We start from the raw sequence: 23772 nt of genomic DNA, 5'->3' as shown, positions 1-23772 counted from the left end.
AGTGTAGAAGTAACATGAGCAGCAAACAGCCTAAATACGAATATGTCAGTACCGCAAAATTACCCACACGTATGGGTGATTTTAAAATACACGGTTTTGTAGAAGCCAGCGGCCAAGAGCACGTTGCCCTTTCCTATGGAGAGTGGAAAGAAGATGACGTGGTACCAATTCGTATTCATTCAGAGTGCTTAACCGGTGACTCTTTGTTTAGTACCCGTTGCGACTGTGGCTTCCAGCTAGAAAAAGCCATGCAAAATATCGTTGATAACGGTCATGGTGTACTGCTTTACTTGCGACAAGAAGGGCGCGGAATAGGCCTTTTAAATAAAATTCGTGCTTATAACCTTCAAGATAGCGGCATGGATACGGTTGAAGCTAACGAACATCTCGGCTTTGACGCCGATTTAAGAAGCTATGATATTTGTAAGCTTATGTTGGATACGCTAAACGTAAAACACGTTGAGCTGATGACGAACAACCCTAAAAAGTTGGCGGCGCTTAAAGCATTAGGTATTGACGTGGTGGCGAGAAAGCCTATTGATCACGGCATTACCAAAGACAATAAAAATTATTTAAAAACAAAGACGGAGAAGCTAGGTCACGCCTTTGACCCCCACGTTTTCAAATAAATATGCTTAAGTAAACGAGCCCAAATAATCTCGTAAAGCGCCCACAAACTACGTGGGCGTTTTCTATTCAGGTTGGGTTAATTCTAGGTGGGTTATAACGTATACAGACTTACCACATTGCGCGTAAAAAGCGGTCGTAACCGCCTAATGGCAATGTAAGGAGAATGTATGAAAAGCATAACCTTATCTGTACTCTTTGCGCTTTCAAGCACAGCCGCACTGCCTGCCTTAGCACAATCCAGTACGGGCTTAACCCAAACTTCTGCATCTACGCAGCAGTATTCTGATGCGCAATTAGACAGCGTGCTTGCCCCCATAGCGCTGTACCCAGATACATTACTTACCCATATCTTGATAGCTGCCACCTATCCATTAGATGTGGTGGCCGCCGATCGCTGGCGTCAAAGCAATAAGCACCTTACGCCTCAACAGGTAGATAATGTACTTGCCAATGTAAGTTGGGACCCCAGTGTAAAAGCCCTCGCGTCATTTACTGACTTGCTTAACACCATGGCGAATGATCTTCAGTGGTTACAGCAACTTGGCGACAATGTGCTAATTGACCAAAGCCGGGTCCTTGACCGTGTGCAGGTGCTTCGCCAACACGCCCATAATACAGGCAACTTGGTGACTAACGACTATATTGAAGTTGAAACCGAGCGCCGGCACACCCGTGAAGTCATTTATATCGAGCCCCGCCAGCGAGAGGTGGTATATGTGCCCTACTACGACCCCCACATTGTATACGGTCATTGGTGGCATACAACATCGCCCGTACGCTGGCGCCATCAGGTAAGTTATCACCACCATAGCAATGTATTTTGGTCACCCAGTATACATCTTTCCACCGCTTTCTTTTTTGGCAGTGTTCACTGGCATAACCGCCATGTGGTGATTCACCGCGAGCCCGTGCGCCGGTATTATCGTGGCAGTCCCAGAAAGCGTGTAGTAAGTAAGGACTATCGCCGTTGGGAACACAATACGGTGCATCGCCGTGCTCGCTACTCAAACCCCGTTGTGCATAGCGCTCCTTCACGCTTTGAAAAAGCGGGCGTGGCCCGGGCAAAGCATCTGTCTAACAAGCAAGGCACAATAAATCGCAAGCCGTCGATTGAGCACGCGTTAAAACGAAACCAATCCCATGTTAGAAGTGAAAAGCCACAAAGAAACAACACGTTAAAGCAGTTAAAACGAGACAATGCAAAAAGCGTAGCGCCAGTAAAAGCGCCAAAACGGTTTGCTAATCGAGGAGACGAAATACAGCGCTTACCTAAACGACACGTTAATCGCCAGCACATTGAGAAAACAAGCCCACAGAATCGCTCGATTGCACGGGAAAGTACTAAGCCAATGCGTATTGAGCGAGCAAACAACAAACCGAAGCGTATTGAGCGAGCAAGCAACAATAGACCAGTAAAACGGGAGAAATCCAATCGGCAGGTATCTCGAGTAGAACGAAGCGTTTCGAGAGGCAATAGCGATAAGCACTGAATGTCTATTGAAGGTCTTTTTTCACGACACTTTAAAAAGGAATGTTAAACAACCGCGCAACGCAAATAGCGTTATCCGCCACCTGCGATGATATTTTTAAGGGCTTGCAGAGAAGGTTTTGCAAGCCCTTTTTGTATTCCTTTAGCTCTGCGCCTCATAACAATTGACTAATGCCTCGACGAAGCGAAGTGGCGACTGCTCATCTAAATTAAAATACAGCGATGGCTCGATAAGCTCCAACTCCATGATGGCCCATTCCCCTTTTTGACGAACCAAGTCCACTCGCGCATAGAGCGCTTCACAAGGCATCGCCAATAGCGCTTTTTGGGCAATATCCAATTGTTCACTGTCTACAGTAACTAAGTGTAAGCTTCCTCCATGCTCTTCTTGCACCCGAAAATCCCCTTGCTTGGGCACTTTTTTATTGGCGTGACTAAACGCGCCACCAAAGTAGAACAGCGAGTATTCCCCTTCTTCTACCACACTATTTAAAAAGGGCTGAACCATAAAATTTCGCTGCCCAAAGGTTTCACTTAATAGGTGTGCATCTTTTTCCCATGTGTCTCGCGATAGCTTAAAGGTATCGTCGGCATTAGCGCTTAAAACCGGTTTTATGACGAGGGTATCGCTATCGAACTTCAAAAAGGCATCGCCTATAACAGTGTTATTAAAGGTATCTCCCCACACCGTTTCTACAATGGGAACGCCTTTATTTTCTAAGTCTCTAAGATAATACTTTTCTATATTCCACTGCATAAGAGAAAGAGGGTTGAACAGTGTGGCGCGGGAGGCTTCTATTTGTTTAAGACAACAAAGAAACGCATTGGCATCTTGCTGGTAATCCCAAGTGCTTCTTACAATAACATAGTCAAAAGCGTCCCAGTTCACCGACGCCGCATGCCAAGATATGGTGTCTACTATCCAGCCCTTTTGATTGAAGTAAGGGATGAGTAATTCGTCATAGACAAAAAAGTCTTCAAGGTTATCTGTGGAAAGAAAGGCAACTGAAGGCATAAGAGGCTCCTTGATAATAGTAGAGACGACTTGAGGTGAGTAACGATTCACGACTAGCCTAAAGTTAAATGGCGCAAAATCTATACCTTACGTAAAATTGAGGGAAATTAGCACAGCCCACGCTTATAACCTACACTTTAATCCAAACACTTGTTGGAGAATAGCATGCAGTACCCTTGGCTCCTTGAAGGTCATAAAATTTTTCGCGTAGTAATCGTTGTTCAGCTCGTCATTGCTGCTGCAATTGGCGTATTTACCGGAGAATTATTACCTGCATTTATCTTTGGCGTGCCAATCGCAGCGGTCCCTTTAATGTTAAGCTTTCAGTCGCCGTATTCTGCACTTAGCCGCCACGCCATGGCCATCGGGGTGCAGCTACTTACGGCACTGCATATTCACCAGTCGTTTGGATTGATTGAAGTGCACTTTGAAATATTCGTATTACTCGCGTTTCTATCCTATTTTAGAGATTGGAAAGTGATAGCAACAGGTACGGCTGGGGTAGCCGTTCACCATATCTCATTTTTCTTTTTACAGGCGGGTGGCGCGCCACTTTTCATTTTCGAAGAAGGGCACATTAGCTTTTCAATCCTCCTCATGCATGCCGCGTTTGCGTTAGCTGAAGGTGGTGTATTGATGTACATGGCAAAACAAAGCCACCAAGAAGGTGCAGGCGCCGCTGAATTGCGTTTAGCCATTGATAACATGCAGCGAAGTGACGGCAAGCTCGACTTAACAGTAGCATTAAATCGTCAAAGTAACATTGTGAAGCCTTTCGCCGAACTCATTGACCAAGTGAAGTCGCTAATTGAACTGGCCTCAAACCTTACCGATGATGTAGTCAATGGCTGCAATAAGATGGAGTCGGCGGCGAATAATATGTTCGAGATCAGTCGCAATACCGACCAAGAGCTCGCGATGGTTTCGGCATCATCTGAAGAGATTGCGCAAACCATGCAGCTTTCTACTGAGCAAACCACCCTTGCCAGCGATAAGGCGTCTGCTGCACAAACGTCTTCTCAAAGCACGCGCGATAGCATCTCCAACTCCAGTCGTACCATTGAATCGCTTCGTCATACGCTTAATGTAGCGGCCGATACAAACTCTGCCCTTAACGAGCAGTGCTCGCATATCTCTGAAGCAATGCGCTCAATCACTGCAGTCGCTGAACAAACTAACCTTCTAGCCTTAAATGCGGCCATTGAGTCTGCGCGCGCAGGTGAACACGGTAGAGGCTTCGCGGTGGTTGCCGACGAAGTGCGTACCCTCGCCATTCGCTCTAAAGAAAGTGCAGACCAGATTACCAGTATTACCGAGCAACTTGTTGCGCAAACCGCAAGCTCGGTAGATCAAATGCAAACCTGTATTCAGCTTGTCGATGAAGCCGTGGTATCTAGTGACAGCGCAACGTCGGCGATGACTGAGATTATGCAGCAAATTCGCGAGGCGAGCGAGAGCATGACTGAAATTGCAACGTCGGCCGTTGAACAAGAAACTGCGTCAGCCTCTATTGCACAAAGCACTGCCCGTTTAAGCGAATTCACTTCTGAAGAGTTAGCAACAGCCGAGTCTCTTGCCGAAGAAGTTGAAGTGTTGTCACAAGTTTCTAAGCGCATGCGCAGCGCCATCGAACGCTTTAAGCTTTAATGGTTATCGGCGAATTATAGGCGCTAGGAAACATGCGAAAACACCTAGGCTGGGCACTGTTAGCATTATGGGCGGTAAGCCTGCTCACCGCCCTGTTAGTGTATGGCCAGCGCCAGTTGTCTTCGTTTGATCCAGACGGAAAGCTTCTTCACCTTAGCACTGCGCCTAGCTTCGATACAAAGCTAGTTCAACTGCTTCACCATCAAAACATCAAGGCGGGCTCAGTTGTTCATGTAGGCACAACCTCGCGCTGCTATTGTGAATCGCTTACTTCGCCTCACCAAAACCAGCTGTTAGCCTCGCTTGGCGAAGGGTATCAAAGCGTTAGGCTTAACATAGACGAAGTGCCAGCACTACAAGCCATGCTTCACGCTGTCCCCGCCCTTATCGTTCTGGATAATCAAAATCAACTGCGCTATTTGGGCCCCTACGCCACAGGTTACGGCTGCTTTACAGGTAAAAACCTAGTAGAGCAAGTGGTAAGCTACGCCACCCAATCCCCTTATAACGGGGCCGTCATTAATGCTGATGCCCAAGGCTGCTTCTGCTAGTCACTGGCACAAATTATGTAAGCTATTCTTGTAAAGTCATTTATTGTCTGAAATACAGTCAAACTTGGGTATTTCTTACTCACATGTAATGTAAAACAGCAAGGTTTACAAGGAGTCGAATATGTCTAAACGCGCCACCCTTTATCGTATGGTCATGCCGAACCATATTTGTCCTTTTGGGCTCAAGTCGAAAGACTTGCTGGAAAGAAAAGGCTTTGAGGTTAACGACCACCATTTAACGACTCGCAGTGAAACCGATGCATTTAAAGAAAAGCATGAGGTAAAAACCACGCCCCAAACCTTTATTGATGACAAACGCATTGGCGGTTACGACGACCTAAGAGATTATTTTAACCTAAAGCAAGAAAGTGAATTTGGGTCTCGCTATACGCCCATTATCGTTATTTTCTCGTTAGCTGCATTGATGGTAGCTGCACTTATGCTAAAAGGCGGCCTAGCCGCTGATGTAGAACCGTTTGTGATGAACTTTATCGGTATCACTATGGTCATTCTCGCCTTACAGAAACTGCAGGATTTAGTCGCGTTTTCAAACCAGTTTATCACCTATGATCTGCTGGCAATGAAGCACGTGCGTTACGCTTATGTTTACCCCTTTGCTGAAGCCTACGCTGGTTTAGGCATGCTCGCCGGGCTACCTGCGCTTATGGTATCGCCAGTTTCTATATTCATTGGTGCAATCGGCGCTGTATCTGTCATAAAAGCAGTATATGTAGACAAGCGAGAGCTTAAGTGTGCCTGCGTTGGCGGTAATTCAGACCTGCCCCTTGGCTTTATCTCGTTAACAGAGAATCTCGCCATGTTTGGTGCAGGCCTGTATATGTTGGTTAACTGGCTCGCCCTCTAACATAGTTAGTTCGAGCTAAGCCGCAGAACGTCGCCCTCGTCCCTAAGGGGTTATCGATGACGGGCGACTCATCCCTTTAAGGTGGGCTACAACACTGCGCCCTAATGCGCTTAAATCATATCCCCCCTCTAACATGCTGATTATGCGCCCCTTGCAGCACTCATCGGCAATAATTCGCAGCTGCTCGCTTACCCAGAAATAGTCATCTTCAACTAACCGCAAGTGAGCCATTGGGTCTTCTGCATGAGCATCAAAACCGGCCGATATTAGGATGAGTTCTGGCTGAAAGTTGCGAAGGGCATCAAACCAGTGCTGCACTTTTTCTCGAAATACCTCACCAGTGGTTCCTGCGTCTAAAGGTACAGACAAGATATTACTGGCCGACACTGGTGAGCCACTGTGGGGGTAAAATGGGTGCTGAAAGCTGCTACACAGCATTATGCGTTGGTCGCCTGCAACAATTTGCTCGGTGCCATTGCCATGGTGAACATCAAAGTCGACAATCGCCACGCGTTTAAGCCCATAGTTTTGAAGTGCGTAACGGGCAGCTATAACAATGTTATTAAAAACGCAAAAACCCATCGCACTATCATAAGTGGCGTGGTGGCCCGGCGGCCTGGTTGCACAAAATGCTTGCCGGTCTTCACCATCCATCACCCAGTCTACCGCATTACAGCCTGCCCCCGCCGACTCTAACGCCGCGGTTAAACTATGTCGCATTAAGCCTGTGTCCTCGTCAAGCCAGGCTACGCTGTCCTTTCTTTCTGAGTATTGCGTTTTTTCATGGTCGCTAAACATTGCCTGAGCAGCCTGTTCAAATACACTTTTTACATAGTAAGGGTCGTGGGCAAGCGTTAAGTAAGCTTCAGCAATAGGCGTAGCATCTGCGTGTTCACACACCATGTCTAAACCAGAGGAAAGGAGCTGATCGTCAATGGCAAACAAGCGGTCGGGCGACTCTGGGTGGTCTTTGCCCAAATCGTGTTTAGTGCCATGTTTGCCGCGAAATATTTTTATTGTCATGTCAGTGAAGCCACATCGAGTACTAATTCTATGTCACTGGGGTCGCCAGTAAATTTTCTTTTGAATTGGGCCTGTTCAAATATGGCTATCATCGGACTGTTATCACCGCGTACATAGGCCATCATTTTTGCAATGCCCCGTACCTTGGCAACGTTGATAAGCTCGTTTAAAAGCCGACTTGCCATCCCTTTGCCCTGCTGGGTTTCCCTGGTTACAAACGCCGCCTCACAGGTATTGTCATCAGGGTTATAGTAAAAACGTCCCACCGCATGAATGGTAATGCGAGAGCCTTCTTGCCTTACAATGCATAAGGCAGCATCAGCGCTTTGATCCACCGACACCAAATTGCATGACTTTTCACGAGACATTTGTTTAGGGTCGTAGTTATAACGCAGCCTCAGCGTTTCTTTGGTATGGGAATAGAAAAACTCTTGAAGACGCCGCTCATCAGCGGGGTTCAAGGGCCGCATATAGAAGGTTTCGCCTTGTATGTTGAGCTTTTTAAGCTGTATAGCACCTAATTCGGGTATATCGGTAGGGTACTTTTCTTGGTAATGAGGCACCCAATAATGCTGACGAACTTCTTCTAGCAAGGCTGCGCGAAATTTAGGGTGAGCAACACGAATAAGCTCTAATGCACGCTCACGAATGCTTTTGCCTTTAAGCGACGCAATGCCGTACTCCGTTACCACATACTGCACGTTGCCCCTGGACGTTACTACGCCTGCACCTTCACTGATACGCGGAGTTATCCGAGAAATGGTTTCATTTTTTGCCGTAGACGGCAGCGCGATGATCGCCTTTCCGCCCTTGCTGATAGACGCGCCAGTGACAAAGTCTACCTGCCCGCCAATGCCGCTGTAAAAGTCATACCCTAGAGAGTCGGCCACCACTTGCCCGGTTAAATCCACTTCTAATGCGCTGTTTATCGCCACCATATTATCGTTTTTGGCTATGTTAGTAGGCTTATTCACATAGCTGCTTGGGTAAAATTCAATATGAGGGTTACTATCAATTAGGTCGTAAAGTTTACGCGTGCCAATAGCAAAGCTCGTGACGATCTTACCCGGGTGAAAGGTCTTCTTTTTATTCGTAATTGCGCCCGACTCCAACAGTTCGATAATGCTGTCGGTCAGCATTTCGCTGTGAATACCCAGGTCTTTGTGATTACACAAATACTTTAAGGTGGCGCTGGGAATTTTGCCAATACCAAATTGCAACGTCGCCCCGTCGTCAACAAGCATAGCAACATACTGCCCTATCCGTTCAGCGACCGAATCTATTGGCGGCGGCGACACCTCAACCAGTGGCTCTTCTGCCTCGATACAGGCGGTAATTTCACTAATGTGAATATAGGAGTGCCCAGATGTTCTAGGCACTTGCGGGTTAATTTGGGCGATGACTTTTTTACTTTGCCTAATGGCCGACATAGCGATATCTACCGCAGGCCCCAACGAGCAATAGCCAAATTCATCAGGGGGGCTTACGTTCACTAGCGCTGCATCAAGGGCAAGGGTACCATCGCTGAACAAACTTGAAATTTCAGACAGGAAAACCGGCGTATAATCTGCGCGCCCTTCATCTACGGCCTTGCGCATCGTATCACCACCAATAAAGAAGGTGTTCGCTTTAAATAAATTTTTGTACTCTTCTTTCACCCAGCGGGTGTCGCCTAATGCCAGCATGTGCACAAGCTCTATATCACTAAAACCTTCGCTGTTATCAATAAGGTGCTGCACGAGTGCGTGAGGTACTGACGCGTTCCCGCCAACAAAGACACGGCAACCAGATTTAATTAAAGAAGACCACTGTGGCGCTTGAGGTAAACTACATGTCATTTCCATCTGCCCTGTTCATAGCCATATCTCATCATGCCATAAAAACACGCCCATTCCTGCTTTTGAAGCCAAAAGCGCTATAAGCGATTGGTCGTAGGTTGTGTTTGACGTAAGCAGGTAGCAAAAAGCCCACCGAAGTGGGCTTTATGAATATCATAGTACATGGGGGTTAAGGCACGCCTTCAGCCAACACACCTTATGAATACAAAAGGTTAGTAGCGAAACTTTTCCAACCAGTTTCTGAAAAACGGCGAAATTACCGACTTACTATTTGCTAAACGGTGACCGTCGTTAAGTAACAAAAGCTGCGCTTTTTGATGACGAGCGTACTTAAGGCTGTTCTCAATTGGCACAATCTCATCGTTCCAGCCGTGCACCAAACTCACGTAACCGTCGTAGGGAAAACGCTGAACTTTGTAATTGGGCAAGTACAGCGCAGGCGCCATAAGGAAGACACCTCTCGCCGATATTTGGCTCGCCGCGGCGAGTGAAACATAGCCGCCCATGCTCGAGCCCACTAAAACAACGTCATTACACTTTTCAGCAATGGTCTCTTTTAGGCGCTCTAAGCGGGCTTCGGGGCAATCGAGATCTTGATAATCGATACTCTCTACACCAAAGCCCATATCGTTCGCTACATTAGAAAGCGTGGTTATTTTACTGCCCCATGGACCGCTTTCTTTGCCGTGAGAAAAAACAACTGTGGTCATTACCAATATCCCTATGTAGAAGAATGAAACGTTTTTTTCTCACTCTAGCGCACTTGCTTATTGCTTGTCTTCTTTATGGAACAGTTTTTCTACCATCACGTAGAACATGGGCACAAAGAAAATAGCCAAGAATGTCGCCGCAAACATGCCGCCCATCACCGCAATGCCGATAGCGTTCTGACTTGCTGCTCCCGCTCCACTTGCCAGCGCTAGCGGCGTTACCCCAAGGATAAATGCCATAGACGTCATAAGAATTGGGCGAAAACGTTGGGAGGCCGCGTTAGATACGGCCGTCATTAAATCTTCACCGTTTTCGTACTGCTCTTTTGCAAATTCAACAATAAGAATCGCGTTCTTCGCAGCCAAACCCACCGTTGTTAAAAAGGCTACCTGCAGGTAAACATCATTTGGCAAGTTAAAGATGAACGCGGCGGTTACCGAGCCTAGAATACCCAAGGGAACAACCAGCATGACGGCAAAAGGCACCGACCAGCTTTCGTACAGGGCGGCTAAGCACAAGAACACGATCAAAATAGAAAGCGCATACAGCATGGGGGCTTGAGAGCCTGCTTCCTGTTCCTCGTAAGATAAGCCCGACCATTCAACCGCAAACCCTGGCGGTAGCTGACCAACCAGCTTTTGCATTTCAGCCATCGCTTCACCAGAGGACACGCCAGGTGCTGCACTACCTTGAATGTTCACCGATGAAATACCGTTAAAGCGCTCCAGCTTAGGTGAGCCATACACCCACTCTGTCGTAGAGAAGGTGCTAAATGCCACCATTTCGCCGTCGCTGTTGCGCACAAACCACTTATCTAAGTCTTCAGGGGTCATACGATGCGGCAAATCAGCCTGCATATATACGCGCTTAATACGCCCCTTATCGATAAAGTCGTTGACGTAGCTTGAGCCCCAGGCAATTTGAAGCGCGTTATTAATCTCACTTAAATTCAAGCCGAGTGCCGATGCTTTCTCACTGTCGATATTAATCTTAAACTGAGGAACATCACTTAAGCCATTGGGGCGCACACCTGCAAGTTTCGGATTCTGCGCAGCCATACCCAATAGCTGATTACGGGCATTCATTAAGGCTTCATGACCGTTTCCACCGCGATCCACCAGCTGCATATCGAAGCCTGTCGCGTTGCCTAACTCCATGATAGGTGGCGGTACTATGGGAAACGCCGAGGCATCTTGAATTTGGCTAAAGGCACCAAACGCGCGCTGCGTAACCGCGAATGCAGAATCACTCTCGTCTCGCACACTCCAATCGTTAAAGTTTAAGAACGCCATGCCGGCATTTTGTGCTTGACCTGCAAAGCTAAAGCCCACTACCGCAAACATACCGTTAACTGCGTCGCTTTCCTGCTCAAGAATGTAGTCTTCAACCTGTTTAATTGACTCTAGCGTTCGTCCTGCTGTTGCCCCTGGCGGTGTACTGACGAGCACCATCATTCGCCCTTGGTCTTCATCGGGAAGGAACGCACCTGGAAGCTGGCTAAATATAAACGCCATGCCGCCCACTAATAACCCGTACACCACGAAATAGCGCTTAAATCGTTTCGCCATGTGAGTGGTGGTTCTTTGATAGCGGTCACGCCCCTTGTTAAAGGTGCGGTTAAACCAGCCAAAGAAGCCTTTGTTCTTGTCATGATCTTCGGAATGCTGTTTTAACAACGTGGCACACAACGAAGGGGAAAGCACAATGGCAACTAATACTGAAAACGCCATCGCCGACACGATAGTCACAGAGAACTGGCGGTAAATCGCCCCGGCAGAACCGCTAAAGAACGCCATGGGAATGAATACGGTTGAAAGAACGGCTGCAATACCTACCAACGCCCCCGTAATCTGCGACATCGACTTTTTAGTGGCTTCGGCAGGCGAAAGGCCTTCCTCTTCCATAATACGCTCAACGTTTTCTACAACTACGATGGCGTCGTCCACTAACAGCCCGATGGCAAGCACCATGGCAAACATGGTCAGTACATTAATACTAAAACCAAAGGCCAGTAGCACCGCAAATGTACCCAGTAAAACAACCGGTACCGCAATAGTAGGAATAAGAGTGGCACGCCAGTTTTGAAGGAAAAGTAGCATCACCAAAAATACCAACACTACGGCTTCAATTAAGGTATGTACCACCGACTCAATAGATAGCTCGATAAAAGGTGAGCTATCGACCGGATAAACCACTTTTACGCTATCAGGTAGGTTTGAACGTAACTCTTCAACCCGGGCTTTTACGGCTTTTATCGTGTCTAGGGCATTAGCCCCCGACGCTAAGCTGATGGCCATGCCAGAAGCAGGCCTTCTATCGTAGCGAACAATAACATCGTAACTTTGTGCACCAAGCTCTACCCGCGCCACATCTCGTACTCGCACTTGCGAACCATCGGTATTTACGCGAAGTACGATGTTCTCAAAATCTTCTACGGTCTGTAGGCGGCTTTGCGCTTGAATAGTCGCATTTATTTGCTGATTTTCAATAGCCGGTAAACCACCTAATTGCCCTGCTGACACATCGGTGTTTTGAACCTGCACCGCTGCCTGAACATCCGTGGGAGTCAGGTTGTAGCTATACAGTTTATCTGGGTCTAACCAAATACGCATAGAACGCTGCGCACCAAAAACCCGCACATTACCTACCCCGTTTACACGGGATATTGGGTCTTGGAAACTCGACACTAACATGTCGCTCAGATCATACTGCGTCATGCTGTCGTCTTCAGAATAAAAACCCACCGCCAGTGCAAAAGCACTGTTCGCCTTAGTTACTGTTACCCCTTGCTGCTGCACTTGGGTTGGCAACAGCGGCAAAGCGCCTTGCACCTTGTTTTGCGTTTGAACTTGCGCAATATCAGGGTCGGTACCGGGTTCGAATGTTAACGTTATCGACAGGCTGCTGTTCGAGCTACTTGCCGAGAAATAACGCAAATTGTCGATACCCGTTAGGCTTTGTTCGATAACCTGCGTTACCGAGTTTTCAACGGTTTCTGCCGACGCTCCAGGATAGCTTGCCGAAATGGTCACCGAAGGGGGAGCCACCTTGGGATATTGCTCAATTGGCAGTGAAGTAATGGCAAGTACACCAGCCATCATAGTGATAATTGCGAGCACCCATGCAAACACGGGCCTGTCTATAAAAAAACGAGCCATATTACTTAAATCCCTTGCTTGCTATCGTGAGCCACGTGATGACGGTTGCCATTCAGACGGGTTAACTTTTGCACCAGGTTTAACCTTCTGATACCCAGTTACAATGACCTTCTCGCCCTCACTCACGCCGTTTAAAACCACATACTGATCGCGGTAAATTTTGCCAATTTCTAAGGTTCGACCTTCAACTTCATTGTTCTTGTTAACAACATACACAGACAACGAGCCGTCAGGCTGGCGAGTGGTGGCACGCTGAGGGATTAATAGCGCGTTTTCACGGCCAGTGATAACGTGGCCTTTTACAAATAACCCTGGCAGTAACACGCCTTCAGGGTTTGGCATTTCTGCGCGAAGGGTTACTGAGCCCGTGCTCTCATCAACGGTGACTTCAGAAAATTTTACGCTTCCGGTTTGTTCATAGCGCTTACCGGTCACTTCATCGACCGTCAACTCTACGTCCATAGAGCCTTGCTTACGCATTGATTGGCGCAATGTGATAATTGACGACCCTGATTCTTGCATATCAATAAAAACAGGATCTAACTGGGTTATGGTGGCAAGCTGCTGTGCCTGATTGGTAGTGACAAGGGTACCTTCGGTTACAAACGAACGGCTAATACGCCCGCTTATCGGCGCGTATACCTTGGTATAGCCCATATTTACTTTAGCCACATCAACTGCGGCTTCAGCCACACTAATGGCGGCCTGCGCCTGGTCTTTTTGGGCAATAACGTCGTCGTATTCCTGCTTACTTACCGCATTTTGCGCCACAAGGTCGTCGTAACGGCGAGCTTTCGCTTCCAGTGTTTTAAGGTTTGCCTCTACGCTTTTTAAATCAGCCTTAGCACTATTTAGCTGCGCCAGGTAGCGTGCCTCGTCAATTTGATAAAGCTGCTGACCTTTTTCTACATAAGCGCCTTCTTCAAATAGGCGCTCGGTAATAACACCATCTACCTGGGGACGCACCTGAGACTGACGAGACGGGCTAACTCTGCCCGGCAACACCATTTCATGTACTACAGGTTGTTTTTCCAGCGTAACTACCGATACGGAAGGTGCAGGCTTACCTTGCTGAGCACCTTGCTGCGCTTGCTCACCTTCGTTCGAACACCCAATAACGCCCAACAGGGTTATTAATGCTGCAGTAACATAAAAAATGCGACTCATAAATTTTCTATTTCCCAATAACGTTTACAGAACACGGCCTTTGTTCCGTATTTCCAATATAAAACTAAGAATGTTTGCTTCCAATGCGCCTAATTATCTACAGCCCTACTAGACCGATACGATGATAATCGGAAGAGGTGTGGCACAGTTAAACGCTCGTTAGTACGAATCTGCGCTCTTATCGTTCATATTGTGCGCATTTATACATCAGAATAAAAGAGAATGAAGCTGAAGTTACCGTTGTTGTCGTTTAACTGCCGTAGGCCATATACATTATACGAATAATGCGAAATTATACGCTCAGTATCATTCTATTTTGCCGAATTTAGCGAATAGTACGCACATAGCATCTGATATGCCTGAATAACCTTTTGCGCCTGTTGCCCATTACCCCCTTTATCAGGATGCACGCGCTGAAGCGTTTTTTTGTAGGCGCGCTTTAATGACATGCGCGATACGCCATCCGCCTCATTTACCCCCAGTAAGTCGTGGGCATTATCAATATCACTTTGCTGATAGTTGGCGGTTCGCAACCCTGCCATGCGCTGCCAAAACCCGTTTAATAATGTTTCAACGCTATCGCGGTCGGTCTTCTCGAAGTTAGACCAATCCAAGTAGTATTCAGCCAGCTTATCTGGTTCCGTTATTACTTTGCCTCTTAATTTGGCCCCGTCGTTTTGCTCAGCGTCTGATTTATCAATGGGCTTTAACGAAATATTAAGCGCATGAATATCTAACTCGCCTTCATTTCGCTCGCGCCAATCGCGTTTCAATTGATAAAGCGCGTGAAACAAAACGAAATGGGTTTTAAAGAGAATAAGTGGGTCACGCAGCGCGTCTTCATCGAAAAACTGATAGGGGGCTTTTTTCAACAGCTCGATAAGCGCGTATTCGCTAATACCCTTTATAAAAAAAGGCTTGAAGGTAGAGAGAAGGTCAACCAACAACTCAGCTTGTTGTACGTAAATAGCTTCATCGACTGTCTCACTTTGCAATGCGACTTACCTTTTTTAGATTCGGGCTGTAGAGAGTTTTTACTTAAATAAAAGGGCTCAGCAAAATAAACGGCCCCCATTTTTATTGCGAGAAACTAATCCAAAATTCCCATTTGACTGTTAAAGTAGGTTGGTCAAACTAAAATAACAACCTTGGAGTTCACTTGAAAGCACTCATTGCCCTAACCAGCATAGTTGGTTTTCTCATGGTGGTATTGCCTGGCCCACTGTATCAATACGCTGGCGTCAGCCTAGGCACCGCGTTTACATCGTTACGCTTCGGCGTATATGTCGGCGGCGCAGCCATCATACTTATTATTTTGCAGGTATTACTAAACCGTAAAAACGTAAACTGGGGCAGTACGCTTGTTTGCGCTATTCTTGCGCTAATTGCGGTAGGCATGCCGGTTAGCATGATGAGCAAGGCAAGCGCGGTTCCCCCCATTCACGATATCACCACCGACGTGACAAACCCACCCGAATTTGTAGCTATCGCACCACTGCGCGAAGGCGCGCCTAACTCGGTAGCCTATGAAGGCGGCGACGTCACCAAACAGCAGATAGAAGCCTACCCTGAAATTAAAACTCAACTGTTGCCACAGCCCGTCAATGAAGTTTATATGGCCGCAGAGAAAGCGATAGAGGCACTGGGTTGGGAACGCGTTAGCGATGGCGCTTTACCTAACACACTGGAAGCCACCGACACCACCACTTGGTTCGGCTTCAAAGACGACGTGGTTATCAGGTTAACCGCTAAAAGCGATGACACCTTTGTTGATGTACGCAGTAAATCACGCGTAGGGAAAAGCGATTTAGGCAAAAATGCTGAGCGTATTGAAACTTTTATGGCCGAACTTAGAAGCCAGCTAGGGTATTACTAAATATAGCCCCACGCTTGCATAATTGAGGCGTAGAAAGGTAAAAAAGCCCGTTCACAATGAAAAGCGAACGGGCTTTTTATTTGCTTTTGGCCGCTCAGGTTGGCCGCCTCCACATTAGTGCGCTAGTTTAAGTACAACAACGCCCGCCACAATAAGCGCCACGCCAAAATAGCGTGCTAACGACGCAGGGTCGCCGTAAAACACCACGCCTACCAAAAACGTGCCCGCTGCCCCTATGCCCGTCCATACAGCATACGCCGTACCTATGGGAATTTGTTTTTGTGCCATCCAAAGGCAAAAACCACTGGCAGCCATAAAACCTATGGCCAGTAGAATGCCCATGACACGGGTTTCCGCCTCTTGCGACATTTTAAGTCCTACGGGCCACCCAATTTCCAGCAAGCCCGCCGTTATCAAATAAATCCAGCTCACCTGTACATCCTTTAAATCAGTGGTTTGACTTACCGCAGTAGTATACCGTTTCAACGAAAGCCTGGGTTTCAACGCGTCTTAGAATTTTGCGACTCAGCGTGTCTTAGCTAAAGGCTTGCCAACTGTATACTTACCATCCCCAACACGGCCGCATTTAGGCGGTTAAACCAGCGCCAAAAATTGGGACGTTGCATATGATGGGCAAAGCGCGCGGTCAGGGTACTTAGCCCCACAAACCACACTACGGATGCGCCAATCGCACCGCCCACAAACCACCATTTATTTTCTTGCCACTGACTTGCCAAATTCCCCATTAGCAATAGCGTGTCTAAGTAGAAATGTGGATTAAGCCACGTTACTGCCAATGCAATTAACAGCGCCTTTTTAAACGACAGTTGCTTTTTCGCCATCGCTAACACCAAGGCATCATTTGCTAACGACGACTTAATCTTGTTAAACGCTATCCATAACAAAAATGCTACGCCAGCCCATTTGGTCACCGTCACTAGCATTGGATACTCTTGCAACAACAAGCCAAAGCCCATCGCACCCAGGCTAATTGAAATGGCATCGCTAAGAATAAACAGTAAAACGAATAGGGTGGTCCACTGCTTTTTCATCGACTGCTCAATCAGAAAGCTGTTTTGTGCGCCTACTGCGATGATAAGGGTACCGCCCATCACGAAACCACTTGTTGTTGCCGCCAACATGTTGTCTGCCTCTTAAAGTAAATAGATAAATAAAATAGAACGAGCTGGTTGCTCATCATTGACTATCAATACGCCGTAGCAACCTAAATAATTGGCTTGATTTTATACACCTTAAGCAGCTAAATTAAATTAATGATTTTTGTCTTTGATAAGCTAAATTAATACTAATAACCTTCTTTTCACAGGATCACCATGCTCGATTACGACGCGCTACGATGCTTTCACGAAGTTCTTCGCTACGGAGGGTTTGAAAAGGGCGCGCAGGCGCTAAATCTTACGCAATCGGCGGTTTCTCAGAAGATAAAACGCTTAGAGCAAAGTGTGGGTGGCCCGGTGATGGTGCGTACTAAGCCATTGAAAGCAACACCGCTTGGGAAAGAGCTGCTTGCTCATATACAGAAAGTGAGTGTGCTTGAAGAAGCATTAAATATAAAAAGTGGTTTAGAAGCCTCGGCAGCACCTATCAGTATAGCAGTGAACAATGATGTGCTTGCCACGTGGTATTCACAAGTTATGGCTTCATTCAGTGAAAAGCACGCCAATCCGGTGCACATCGTCAACGCAGATCAAACCCAAACCAGAGAGATATTACAACAAGGGCGGGTTATGGCATGCATTAGCCAAACGGGAACACCTGTCACCGGTGGCCAGTCGGTCAGGTTAGGCACCATGCGCTACCAGCTGTATGCTTCGCCTCGTTTCATAGAGCGGCACCTTAGTAACGGAATATCGCCTGAACATGTAATGAATACGCCGGGGCTTTTGTACGATGAATACGATGTGACGCTACTTACCGATTATCAAAGGGAATGTTTAAATATTGCGCCTACGTTTACTACCTGTCACTGGTATCCCTCGTCTCACGGCTTCGTGAAAATGGCGTTAGATGGCGTGGTTTGGGCCCTGCTGCCAACACTTCAGGTAGCGCAAGAGGTCAAAGAGGGTGAGTTAATCCCACTGTTTCCCCAAAAAGAGCTGGGAGTACCGCTGTTTTGGCATTGGACTACGCTTGAGTCAGCAGCACTTGCCGATTTAACCACAGCAGTTAAAAAAGTGGCCAAGGCACAACTCACCTGAATTTTTATTCGCTATAAAGGCGCGAACCCAGTGCTTGTGTGTTGCTCTTTAACACTTGAAATTTATTTCCGATAGACCATTAAGCCGCGGCCTTGCAAACAAAAAGCCCTGAAACCTTTGAACACCTACATGCTGAAGCCACAGCCACTCTTCCATGGTTTCGACGCCTTCCACAACCAGTGGAATGCCCATCGCGTTACCAAACTCTAACACAGCTTCAGTAATTGCCTGACGATGACCGTCTTCATGAATACCTGTAGTAATCTTTCTATCGAGTTTTATTATATCGGGCGAAAAATCTGCGAGCAGAGATAAACCAGCGTACCCTGCACCAAAGTCATCGATAGCGATTTGAATTCCGCGCGAGCGTATACGCGCAATAACGTCGTAGAATGCAGCACTTTCACTAATAATTTCCGTTTCCGTGACCTCTAGCACCAGTTGTTTTGGTTTTAATTTATGTTGATTTAATAAAGAGCACAAATAGTCAGCCACATTCGGCATATGTGTGATAGCGCCCGGGCATAAATTTACCGAAAGTGATTGGGATGGGTTGAGTAACTTAGCCCCTTGGGCTATTGCTATAGCCTTACTCTCAAGGTCAAACTTATATTTTTCATCACCGTGTAAACTGTCGAGGATAGCTTCAGGGTATCTGCCGTCGTCACTTCTTATCAATGCTTCTATTGTTGAGACTCTGCCTTTAAACGTATCAACAATGGGCTGGAAAGCGAACTGAATGTTGGAGTTTTCGAAAGCATCAACAGATGCAGCTTTAACTGCCACTTTCGCGTTAATTTTCTTGCGATCGTCATCACTCAAGCAGTTTCGCCATTTACCTGAAGCAAAACTGTTTAGTAACGCAAATATTCGACTTTCTCGATTAAGGTTTAGGTCTGTGGGCAGCCAGTAACAGCGACTACCTTGATTAACCAGCAGGGTTCTTAAAAGCCAAGCACCAAAGTTACGTTCGTGAATAACAATTTCTGTTACCTTTACGATAGCACTGTGACGCCTGTCCTTTTTGATATGTTCATAGAGCGCTTCGACTTTTTCGCTTTCTCCTTCAAGCACTTGAAAAAAGTATTCACCATCGAATAACAAAATACCTGTAATGCCATTTGGCTCATTGTACGGTAGGGAGTCTGACATTATTTTCGATAAGTCTTCCTCACTAAATTTTTCCGTAGCTTTGCTTCGATAAACCAACTGCTTAAGCACGTGACACTCCGCGTATTAAAATAATGACACTCCTCTATTGTGGTTTTGACGATATATTTCCTGCTGAGCAAGCCTATATTTGTTCGCACTATCCGAGTATAGACAAGACTACCGCTTCACGACAAAGTTATAAGAAAAAACAACGTTAATTAGGCCTAAGGCTTCCTATCGCGGGCATGTTAGTGTAGGCATTATTAAATTTGTCTATGTCATATCTATTACCGACATTCCGCATCAAATTCAGGAATAAATCTCTTGGTATAATGTGCCAAGTACATCAATGATCACCTGCTGGCGCTCCTGTTTGTCTGTGATTACGGGGGGAGAGTCACCAATGCTGACTTCGTGGATCCCACTAAAACACAGAAATACCCATCGTGCCGTTGGCTTCTGGGACGGTTTCTTTTTCATGTCAGGGAAGTATTGTTGTCTTTCTTTTAATGACGTTCGGATCCGGTGTTCAAGGGCGGCGTATATCATCAGACTGCACGTCATCACCATGAGCAGCGCTTCAATCCTTTCCGGTTTCTTTAGAAACAGTGAGGATGTCAAAAATTCCGGACTTTTGAGAAAACGAAATCCCCGCTCAACATGTTGCTGGGATTTGTAGGTATCTAACAATGTCTGCATACTGAGTTCCCCGCTACAATCATTGGTTGCGAGGATAAACATCCCGGTTTGCGCCTGAGCTATTCCAACTTTATCCAAACAGGTGGCTATCAGCCCATCGAGTTGGTATTCATAGTATGCTGGCTGTTGTCCTTTTTTGGGGCGACCTTTACCTAAGAACACGGGGTGGGCTATACAGTCAAACTCACTGATGCGGGTTGTTTTTAACGTCTTGCTAAAGACTTTCATTGCCGTCTCGGCATCGGTCTGGCAGGCAAAGCGTTGCTTACACAATTTAATAAATTGCTTGTGCTCTTTTTCACTGCTTTTAAGTAAATTGCGGGCCAGCGTCTGCTGCTCCCGTTTAGTCGCCTGCTCACTGCGCAGAATCAACCATTTCTGTTTCACTCCGGCATAGTCTGCATCCACCCAACAACCGTGGTAACCGTTACCCATGGCAGTGAGACTGGCTTCCGTCACGTTGCTTACGTGCTGCCTGGCGTCTTTGATGGTCATGGGGACTCGTGAGATAAACAATTGGTTCTGTGTTGCCAGGGCAGTGATAGATTCTTCGGTATAAAGCGCCGCATCGGCAACAAAATATCGGCATTGTTGTGCGGCCTTTAAACACTGAATATGGTGACGGGTGACTTCTGCAAAAGCTTTCTGGTCATTCGTATTGCCACTTAAAGCCTGCATATAGACAGGGATACCGGCTTGATTTTCACAAATCAGCTCCAGTATCACCTGGTTTAATTCTGGCCGGTGGTCCCGGCTGTAACCTTTAACCAGCTCAATGCGTTTAGTCTCGCTATCTTGTTCATCAACAGCGTATTCACCATCGACATGAAAACTGGTGATATCCAGGTGCACAGCGTTACTGGCTAACCCCAGCGTGTCGACCACTCGCTCAGCCATGACTTGATATAGCGACGACACGTCTGCTTCATAGAGGGCATCAAGACACCGACCAAGTACATCATCATTTAGGTGCTTGGCCTGTACACCCGGACCAATCAGGCGTTCAGTGGGTTTGTCAGCGAAAAAATCTGCAAACATGTGTAGGGTGCGACTGTGAAAACCCAAACCATTGAGAAGCATGGCGACAAAGGCTTCTCCATGAGTCACCTTATGCTCATTGTTTTTTGGGATAACCGCATCAATCATCTTAGCGATACCAAGCTCCCGACACATACCGGATACTAAACCAAGATGGTCCATGCGTTTGATAGTTAACCCTGATAGGGAGGAAGTAGAAATAGCCATTTTGCTGCACCCAAAGATGAGTAATAGATCAAAATGGGGGATCGGTGTCAAGAAAAATAAATCAGTTAATTAGGTGCGGAATGACGGATTAAGTTTCTTCATACTCTTTGCGCTCACCACTTGTACTAAAATCTAACGAAACTTTAGCGGTATGGATAGGCGGTAACTTCTATTACCTTAATCAATTAGCTCAACCTATAACCTTATCAACCTCCTATCTGGTAAAGTCGTTAAACTAAAGTCCATTGGCAAGAGGCGTGAATCATACCTACGCTTTAATGAGTGCTAGGAAGTACAACTTTCTGGGAAGTCACGATTAGAACGTAAGTGAGTAAGACTATGCGAGTATATTTAGCAACCGTTTTGCTGGGTGCCTCAGCTTATGCCTCTGGCGTTGGTGCAAAAGAAAATGCTCATCACTGGCAATCAACACCACACCATTTGTCTGCGCTTGTAGGCACAACCTACACAAAAGAGTGCGACAACGCATTTACGCTAGGTATCGATTACGAATACAGACTTAATGACTTTTTAGGCGTTGGCTTTGTTGCAGAGTACGCATACGAAGACTTAGATGCCTATACCTACTTACTGGTTGCCGACCTTCATATTACTAACCACTTCATTGCTCAAATTGGCCCAGGCCTAGAATTTCATGGCAGTCATAAAATGGAAGTCGCTCGCTTAGGCCTTTTGTACGAATTTGAAATGGCTGGTATTACCGTGTCGCCCCAGCTTCATTACGACTACCATCGAAACCATAAAAGTGCGGTGGTAGCGGGTTTGGCGATAGGTATGTCGTTTTAATGTTAGAGGCTGCAAATGAGGATAAGTAAAACGAATATATTTTATTATGAATGATTTTTACTTAATCTCACTCATTGGCTTTGCAAATTTGTATTTCATGAAGATGTTTTGATGTCTAGTGGTACTTAACTACTGAAGAATTCGTGGGTAAGCCAATCATCAGGAAGGCCCATAGGAAATATTGGGATTTCGGGATGAAGTGTAACCAGCGCTTTTACTTTCTTATGCCATTGACTATCTGGACTAACCTGTCTCATCAGGTGACCTAACATAAGTAACACCATATAGATACGACGCTTAGGCTGAACCTGGCTGGGCTCTAATCTATCTGGCATCTGCCAGTTATCACCATTGGGAATTTTGGGCTGAACAGACAACTCTCTATTCCAAAGCCGACTATGATGTGCGCAACAATTCCTCACAAAGTTTAGCGTATGCAACCAACTTTCAAGAACCTCTTGAGGTAAGTCAAATCTTCTAGCTATGTCTTTACGGTCGCTATCTCTTGCTAGCCCCCGATATAGGTGAGATATACTCCCGAGAGTTAGTTCTTCTACCATCGCCCAACCAGGCATAAGCTGAGGCGAATCATATGTATGTTGGTAAAAGCGGGCATAATTCTCTCTAACTCTTCTTTCAATCCGCCGTACTTTAATTTCTGCGGCAGCTGAAGTTCGTTCAATCTTTTTTACGTCTCTCTGAAGATCGTTGAATTCTTTTGATTGCTTGTCTTCGATTTCTTTTAACAGTCGTTTGTGCTGATATGATGATTTAAATAATGATTTATTCAAGTACCAGTGAGAACCACTACATATATCATCAGTTTGATACTTGTTAGCCATCACGTTGTTCAAGGTAGCTCGAATTGCAACTTCTACTCTCTCAATAGCGTCCATAATGAGCAATCGCAATTCTCTATCAAAAGAGTACAAGTTCACTATTTGTTTAAATTCAGTTCCATCTTTGAATTGATGGTCTACACCTCGTTTGTTTATATTCTTTTGGAAGGGGCGCATATATGCGCTAAGGCGAAAATAGCTTATTACTTCTAAATATCTTTCCGCACGCTCTGGAAATTGAATGGCTAGACCGCGATTTTTAAGAATGCTGATTTGTTCTGTAACACTAACCGCGGGTTTGTTGAATTGATTCATTATGCCTTATCTTCCATGACGTAAAATTCAGGCATAAAAAAGCCCGCACAATTTGAGCATTGTTAAGAGGCTTGGCGGGCGTGTTATTTTTAATATTAGTGATACGCTTACCGCCCGTCAACCACATTCATCTATTCTCCTTAGAGTATTAACCCAATACACTACGAAAATTTCAACATAACCCCTTTTATACCAGAGCAAAACAGTAATCCTTATTCAGTAATAAGAATACTGAACTTAAAGCCGGTTTTATATACGTAAAGCCTTGTTCCTGGCGATATGATCAAGCAGTGTACGTAGCCCAATTCCGTACAGCTCGCCCGTCAATGTCAGCTAATGCCGTTCACAGGGGATTAGTCCAGGGATATAGTAAGAGGCGCTTTTTGAGAACAAGAAGTAGAATTAGTATTTGGTAAATTAAACGCAGAAAACCGCTATGCATCAGGCCTTGAACAAAACCAACTGGTATTGCAGTGGTGGTTTTAAATAGCTTTGCTATAAAGAAGACAGCCTCTATTTTAGGCTT

General features: G+C 46.2%; 20 protein-coding genes. 8 read left to right on the top strand and 12 right to left on the bottom strand.

The window, feature by feature from the left end:
- Nucleotides 1–14: 14 nt before the first annotated feature.
- Nucleotides 15–629 (top strand): GTP cyclohydrolase II, encoded by a 615-nt coding sequence (gene ribA / locus MADE_RS00925; protein WP_012516712.1) that lies wholly within the window; start codon nucleotides 15–17, stop codon nucleotides 627–629.
- 168 nt (nucleotides 630–797) lie between these two features.
- Nucleotides 798–2120 carry a DUF3300 domain-containing protein gene (locus tag MADE_RS00920; RefSeq protein WP_012516711.1) on the top strand — a complete coding sequence of 441 codons (1323 nt, stop codon included), beginning with the start codon at nucleotides 798–800 and terminating at the stop codon, nucleotides 2118–2120.
- A 141-nt stretch (nucleotides 2121–2261) separates the two neighbouring features.
- Here the strand turns inward: MADE_RS00920 and MADE_RS00915 are convergent, their stop codons facing one another.
- Nucleotides 2262–3134 (bottom strand): ATP-grasp domain-containing protein, encoded by an 873-nt coding sequence (locus MADE_RS00915; protein WP_012516710.1) that lies wholly within the window; start codon nucleotides 3132–3134, stop codon nucleotides 2262–2264.
- A 165-nt stretch (nucleotides 3135–3299) separates the two neighbouring features.
- Here MADE_RS00915 and MADE_RS00910 point away from each other — a divergent pair, with 165 nt between their 5' ends.
- The 3 genes from MADE_RS00910 to MADE_RS00900 all read left to right on the top strand — a co-directional run bounded on the left by MADE_RS00910 (nucleotide 3300) and on the right by MADE_RS00900 (nucleotide 6197).
- A complete protein-coding gene (locus MADE_RS00910; RefSeq protein WP_012516709.1) occupies nucleotides 3300–4781 on the top strand; it encodes a methyl-accepting chemotaxis protein in 1482 nt (493 codons plus the stop codon).
- Nucleotides 4782–4813: 32 nt separating this feature from the next.
- Entirely contained in the window at nucleotides 4814–5332 is a 519-nt protein-coding gene (locus MADE_RS00905; protein WP_012516708.1) for a DUF6436 domain-containing protein, read from the top strand.
- A 121-nt stretch (nucleotides 5333–5453) separates the two neighbouring features.
- Nucleotides 5454–6197, top strand: coding sequence for a MauE/DoxX family redox-associated membrane protein (locus MADE_RS00900; RefSeq protein ID WP_012516707.1), 744 nt, complete (start codon nucleotides 5454–5456; stop codon nucleotides 6195–6197).
- A gap of 42 nt (nucleotides 6198–6239) precedes the next feature.
- Here MADE_RS00900 and MADE_RS00895 read toward each other — a convergent pair whose 3' ends face one another.
- The 6 genes from MADE_RS00895 to MADE_RS00870 all read right to left on the bottom strand — a co-directional run bounded on the left by MADE_RS00895 (nucleotide 6240) and on the right by MADE_RS00870 (nucleotide 15089).
- Entirely contained in the window at nucleotides 6240–7220 is a 981-nt protein-coding gene (locus MADE_RS00895; protein ID WP_012516706.1) for a histone deacetylase family protein, read from the bottom strand.
- Entirely contained in the window at nucleotides 7217–9058 is a 1842-nt protein-coding gene (locus MADE_RS00890) for a bifunctional acetyl-CoA hydrolase/transferase family protein/GNAT family N-acetyltransferase (RefSeq protein ID WP_012516705.1), read from the bottom strand. The genes MADE_RS00895 and MADE_RS00890 overlap by 4 nt, the downstream gene beginning before the upstream one ends.
- A 212-nt stretch (nucleotides 9059–9270) precedes the next feature.
- Entirely contained in the window at nucleotides 9271–9768 is a 498-nt protein-coding gene (locus tag MADE_RS00885) for an alpha/beta hydrolase (RefSeq protein ID WP_012516704.1), read from the bottom strand.
- A 57-nt stretch (nucleotides 9769–9825) separates the two neighbouring features.
- Complete coding sequence (locus MADE_RS00880) at nucleotides 9826–12927, bottom strand: efflux RND transporter permease subunit (protein WP_012516703.1); 3102 nt, start codon at nucleotides 12925–12927, stop codon at nucleotides 9826–9828.
- Nucleotides 12928–12948: 21 nt separating this feature from the next.
- Entirely contained in the window at nucleotides 12949–14094 is a 1146-nt protein-coding gene (locus MADE_RS00875; RefSeq protein WP_012516702.1) for an efflux RND transporter periplasmic adaptor subunit, read from the bottom strand.
- Nucleotides 14095–14405: 311 nt separating this feature from the next.
- Nucleotides 14406–15089 (bottom strand): DNA-J related domain-containing protein, encoded by a 684-nt coding sequence (locus MADE_RS00870; RefSeq protein ID WP_012516701.1) that lies wholly within the window; start codon nucleotides 15087–15089, stop codon nucleotides 14406–14408.
- A 164-nt stretch (nucleotides 15090–15253) separates the two neighbouring features.
- On the opposite strand from MADE_RS00870, the gene MADE_RS00865 reads away from it, so the two are divergent.
- The gene (locus MADE_RS00865) at nucleotides 15254–15970 is read left to right on the top strand and encodes a DUF1499 domain-containing protein (protein ID WP_012516700.1); all 717 of its coding nucleotides are present in this window, start codon (nucleotides 15254–15256) and stop codon (nucleotides 15968–15970) included.
- Nucleotides 15971–16084: 114 nt separating this feature from the next.
- Here MADE_RS00865 and MADE_RS00860 read toward each other — a convergent pair whose 3' ends face one another.
- Both MADE_RS00860 and MADE_RS00855 read right to left on the bottom strand, forming a co-directional pair.
- Nucleotides 16085–16402 carry a DMT family transporter gene (locus MADE_RS00860; RefSeq protein ID WP_012516699.1) on the bottom strand — a complete coding sequence of 106 codons (318 nt, stop codon included), beginning with the start codon at nucleotides 16400–16402 and terminating at the stop codon, nucleotides 16085–16087.
- Between the two features lie 107 nt (nucleotides 16403–16509).
- On the bottom strand, nucleotides 16510–17112 hold the full coding sequence (locus MADE_RS00855) for a LysE/ArgO family amino acid transporter (RefSeq protein WP_012516698.1): 603 nt from the start codon (nucleotides 17110–17112) through the stop codon (nucleotides 16510–16512).
- A gap of 192 nt (nucleotides 17113–17304) precedes the next feature.
- On the opposite strand from MADE_RS00855, the gene MADE_RS00850 reads away from it, so the two are divergent.
- Nucleotides 17305–18189: an ArgP/LysG family DNA-binding transcriptional regulator gene (locus tag MADE_RS00850; protein WP_012516697.1), complete on the top strand. Its 885-nt coding sequence runs from the start codon at nucleotides 17305–17307 to the stop codon at nucleotides 18187–18189.
- Nucleotides 18190–18237: 48 nt separating this feature from the next.
- Here MADE_RS00850 and MADE_RS00845 read toward each other — a convergent pair whose 3' ends face one another.
- Entirely contained in the window at nucleotides 18238–19410 is a 1173-nt protein-coding gene (locus MADE_RS00845) for a diguanylate phosphodiesterase (RefSeq protein ID WP_012516696.1), read from the bottom strand.
- Nucleotides 19411–19650: 240 nt separating this feature from the next.
- Nucleotides 19651–21285: an IS1634 family transposase gene (locus MADE_RS00840; protein ID WP_012516695.1), complete on the bottom strand. Its 1635-nt coding sequence runs from the start codon at nucleotides 21283–21285 to the stop codon at nucleotides 19651–19653.
- Between the two features lie 339 nt (nucleotides 21286–21624).
- On the opposite strand from MADE_RS00840, the gene MADE_RS00835 reads away from it, so the two are divergent.
- Nucleotides 21625–22092, top strand: coding sequence for a hypothetical protein (locus MADE_RS00835; protein ID WP_012516694.1), 468 nt, complete (start codon nucleotides 21625–21627; stop codon nucleotides 22090–22092).
- 125 nt (nucleotides 22093–22217) lie between these two features.
- Here MADE_RS00835 and MADE_RS00830 read toward each other — a convergent pair whose 3' ends face one another.
- A complete protein-coding gene (locus MADE_RS00830; protein WP_012516693.1) occupies nucleotides 22218–23246 on the bottom strand; it encodes an Abi family protein in 1029 nt (342 codons plus the stop codon).
- Between the last annotated feature and the right edge of the window lie 526 nt (nucleotides 23247–23772).

This window comes from Alteromonas mediterranea DE (assembly GCF_000020585.3).
GTDB lineage: Bacteria > Pseudomonadota > Gammaproteobacteria > Enterobacterales > Alteromonadaceae > Alteromonas > Alteromonas mediterranea.
Note: the sequence above shows the minus strand (reverse complement) of the source record. Positions and strands in the feature narration are given on the sequence as shown.

Excerpts from the sequence above, each read along its gene's own strand:
- MADE_RS00915 (WP_012516710.1), bottom strand. The coding sequence starts at position 3,134 with ATGCCTTCAGTTGCCTTTCTTTCCACAGATAACCTTGAAGACTTTTTT.
- MADE_RS00875 (WP_012516702.1), bottom strand. The coding sequence starts at position 14,094 with ATGAGTCGCATTTTTTATGTTACTGCAGCATTAATAACCCTGTTGGGC.
- MADE_RS00855 (WP_012516698.1), bottom strand. The coding sequence starts at position 17,112 with ATGTTGGCGGCAACAACAAGTGGTTTCGTGATGGGCGGTACCCTTATC.
- MADE_RS00840 (WP_012516695.1), bottom strand. The coding sequence starts at position 21,285 with ATGGCTATTTCTACTTCCTCCCTATCAGGGTTAACTATCAAACGCATG.
- MADE_RS00835 (WP_012516694.1), top strand. The coding sequence starts at position 21,625 with ATGCGAGTATATTTAGCAACCGTTTTGCTGGGTGCCTCAGCTTATGCC.
- MADE_RS00880 (WP_012516703.1), bottom strand. The coding sequence starts at position 12,927 with ATGGCTCGTTTTTTTATAGACAGGCCCGTGTTTGCATGGGTGCTCGCA.
- MADE_RS00905 (WP_012516708.1), top strand. The coding sequence starts at position 4,814 with ATGCGAAAACACCTAGGCTGGGCACTGTTAGCATTATGGGCGGTAAGC.
- MADE_RS00920 (WP_012516711.1), top strand. The coding sequence starts at position 798 with ATGAAAAGCATAACCTTATCTGTACTCTTTGCGCTTTCAAGCACAGCC.
- MADE_RS00890 (WP_012516705.1), bottom strand. The coding sequence starts at position 9,058 with ATGACATGTAGTTTACCTCAAGCGCCACAGTGGTCTTCTTTAATTAAA.
- MADE_RS00850 (WP_012516697.1), top strand. The coding sequence starts at position 17,305 with ATGCTCGATTACGACGCGCTACGATGCTTTCACGAAGTTCTTCGCTAC.
- MADE_RS00910 (WP_012516709.1), top strand. The coding sequence starts at position 3,300 with ATGCAGTACCCTTGGCTCCTTGAAGGTCATAAAATTTTTCGCGTAGTA.
- MADE_RS00830 (WP_012516693.1), bottom strand. The coding sequence starts at position 23,246 with ATGAATCAATTCAACAAACCCGCGGTTAGTGTTACAGAACAAATCAGC.
- MADE_RS00895 (WP_012516706.1), bottom strand. The coding sequence starts at position 7,220 with ATGACAATAAAAATATTTCGCGGCAAACATGGCACTAAACACGATTTG.
- ribA (WP_012516712.1), top strand. The coding sequence starts at position 15 with ATGAGCAGCAAACAGCCTAAATACGAATATGTCAGTACCGCAAAATTA.
- MADE_RS00900 (WP_012516707.1), top strand. The coding sequence starts at position 5,454 with ATGTCTAAACGCGCCACCCTTTATCGTATGGTCATGCCGAACCATATT.
- MADE_RS00885 (WP_012516704.1), bottom strand. The coding sequence starts at position 9,768 with ATGACCACAGTTGTTTTTTCTCACGGCAAAGAAAGCGGTCCATGGGGC.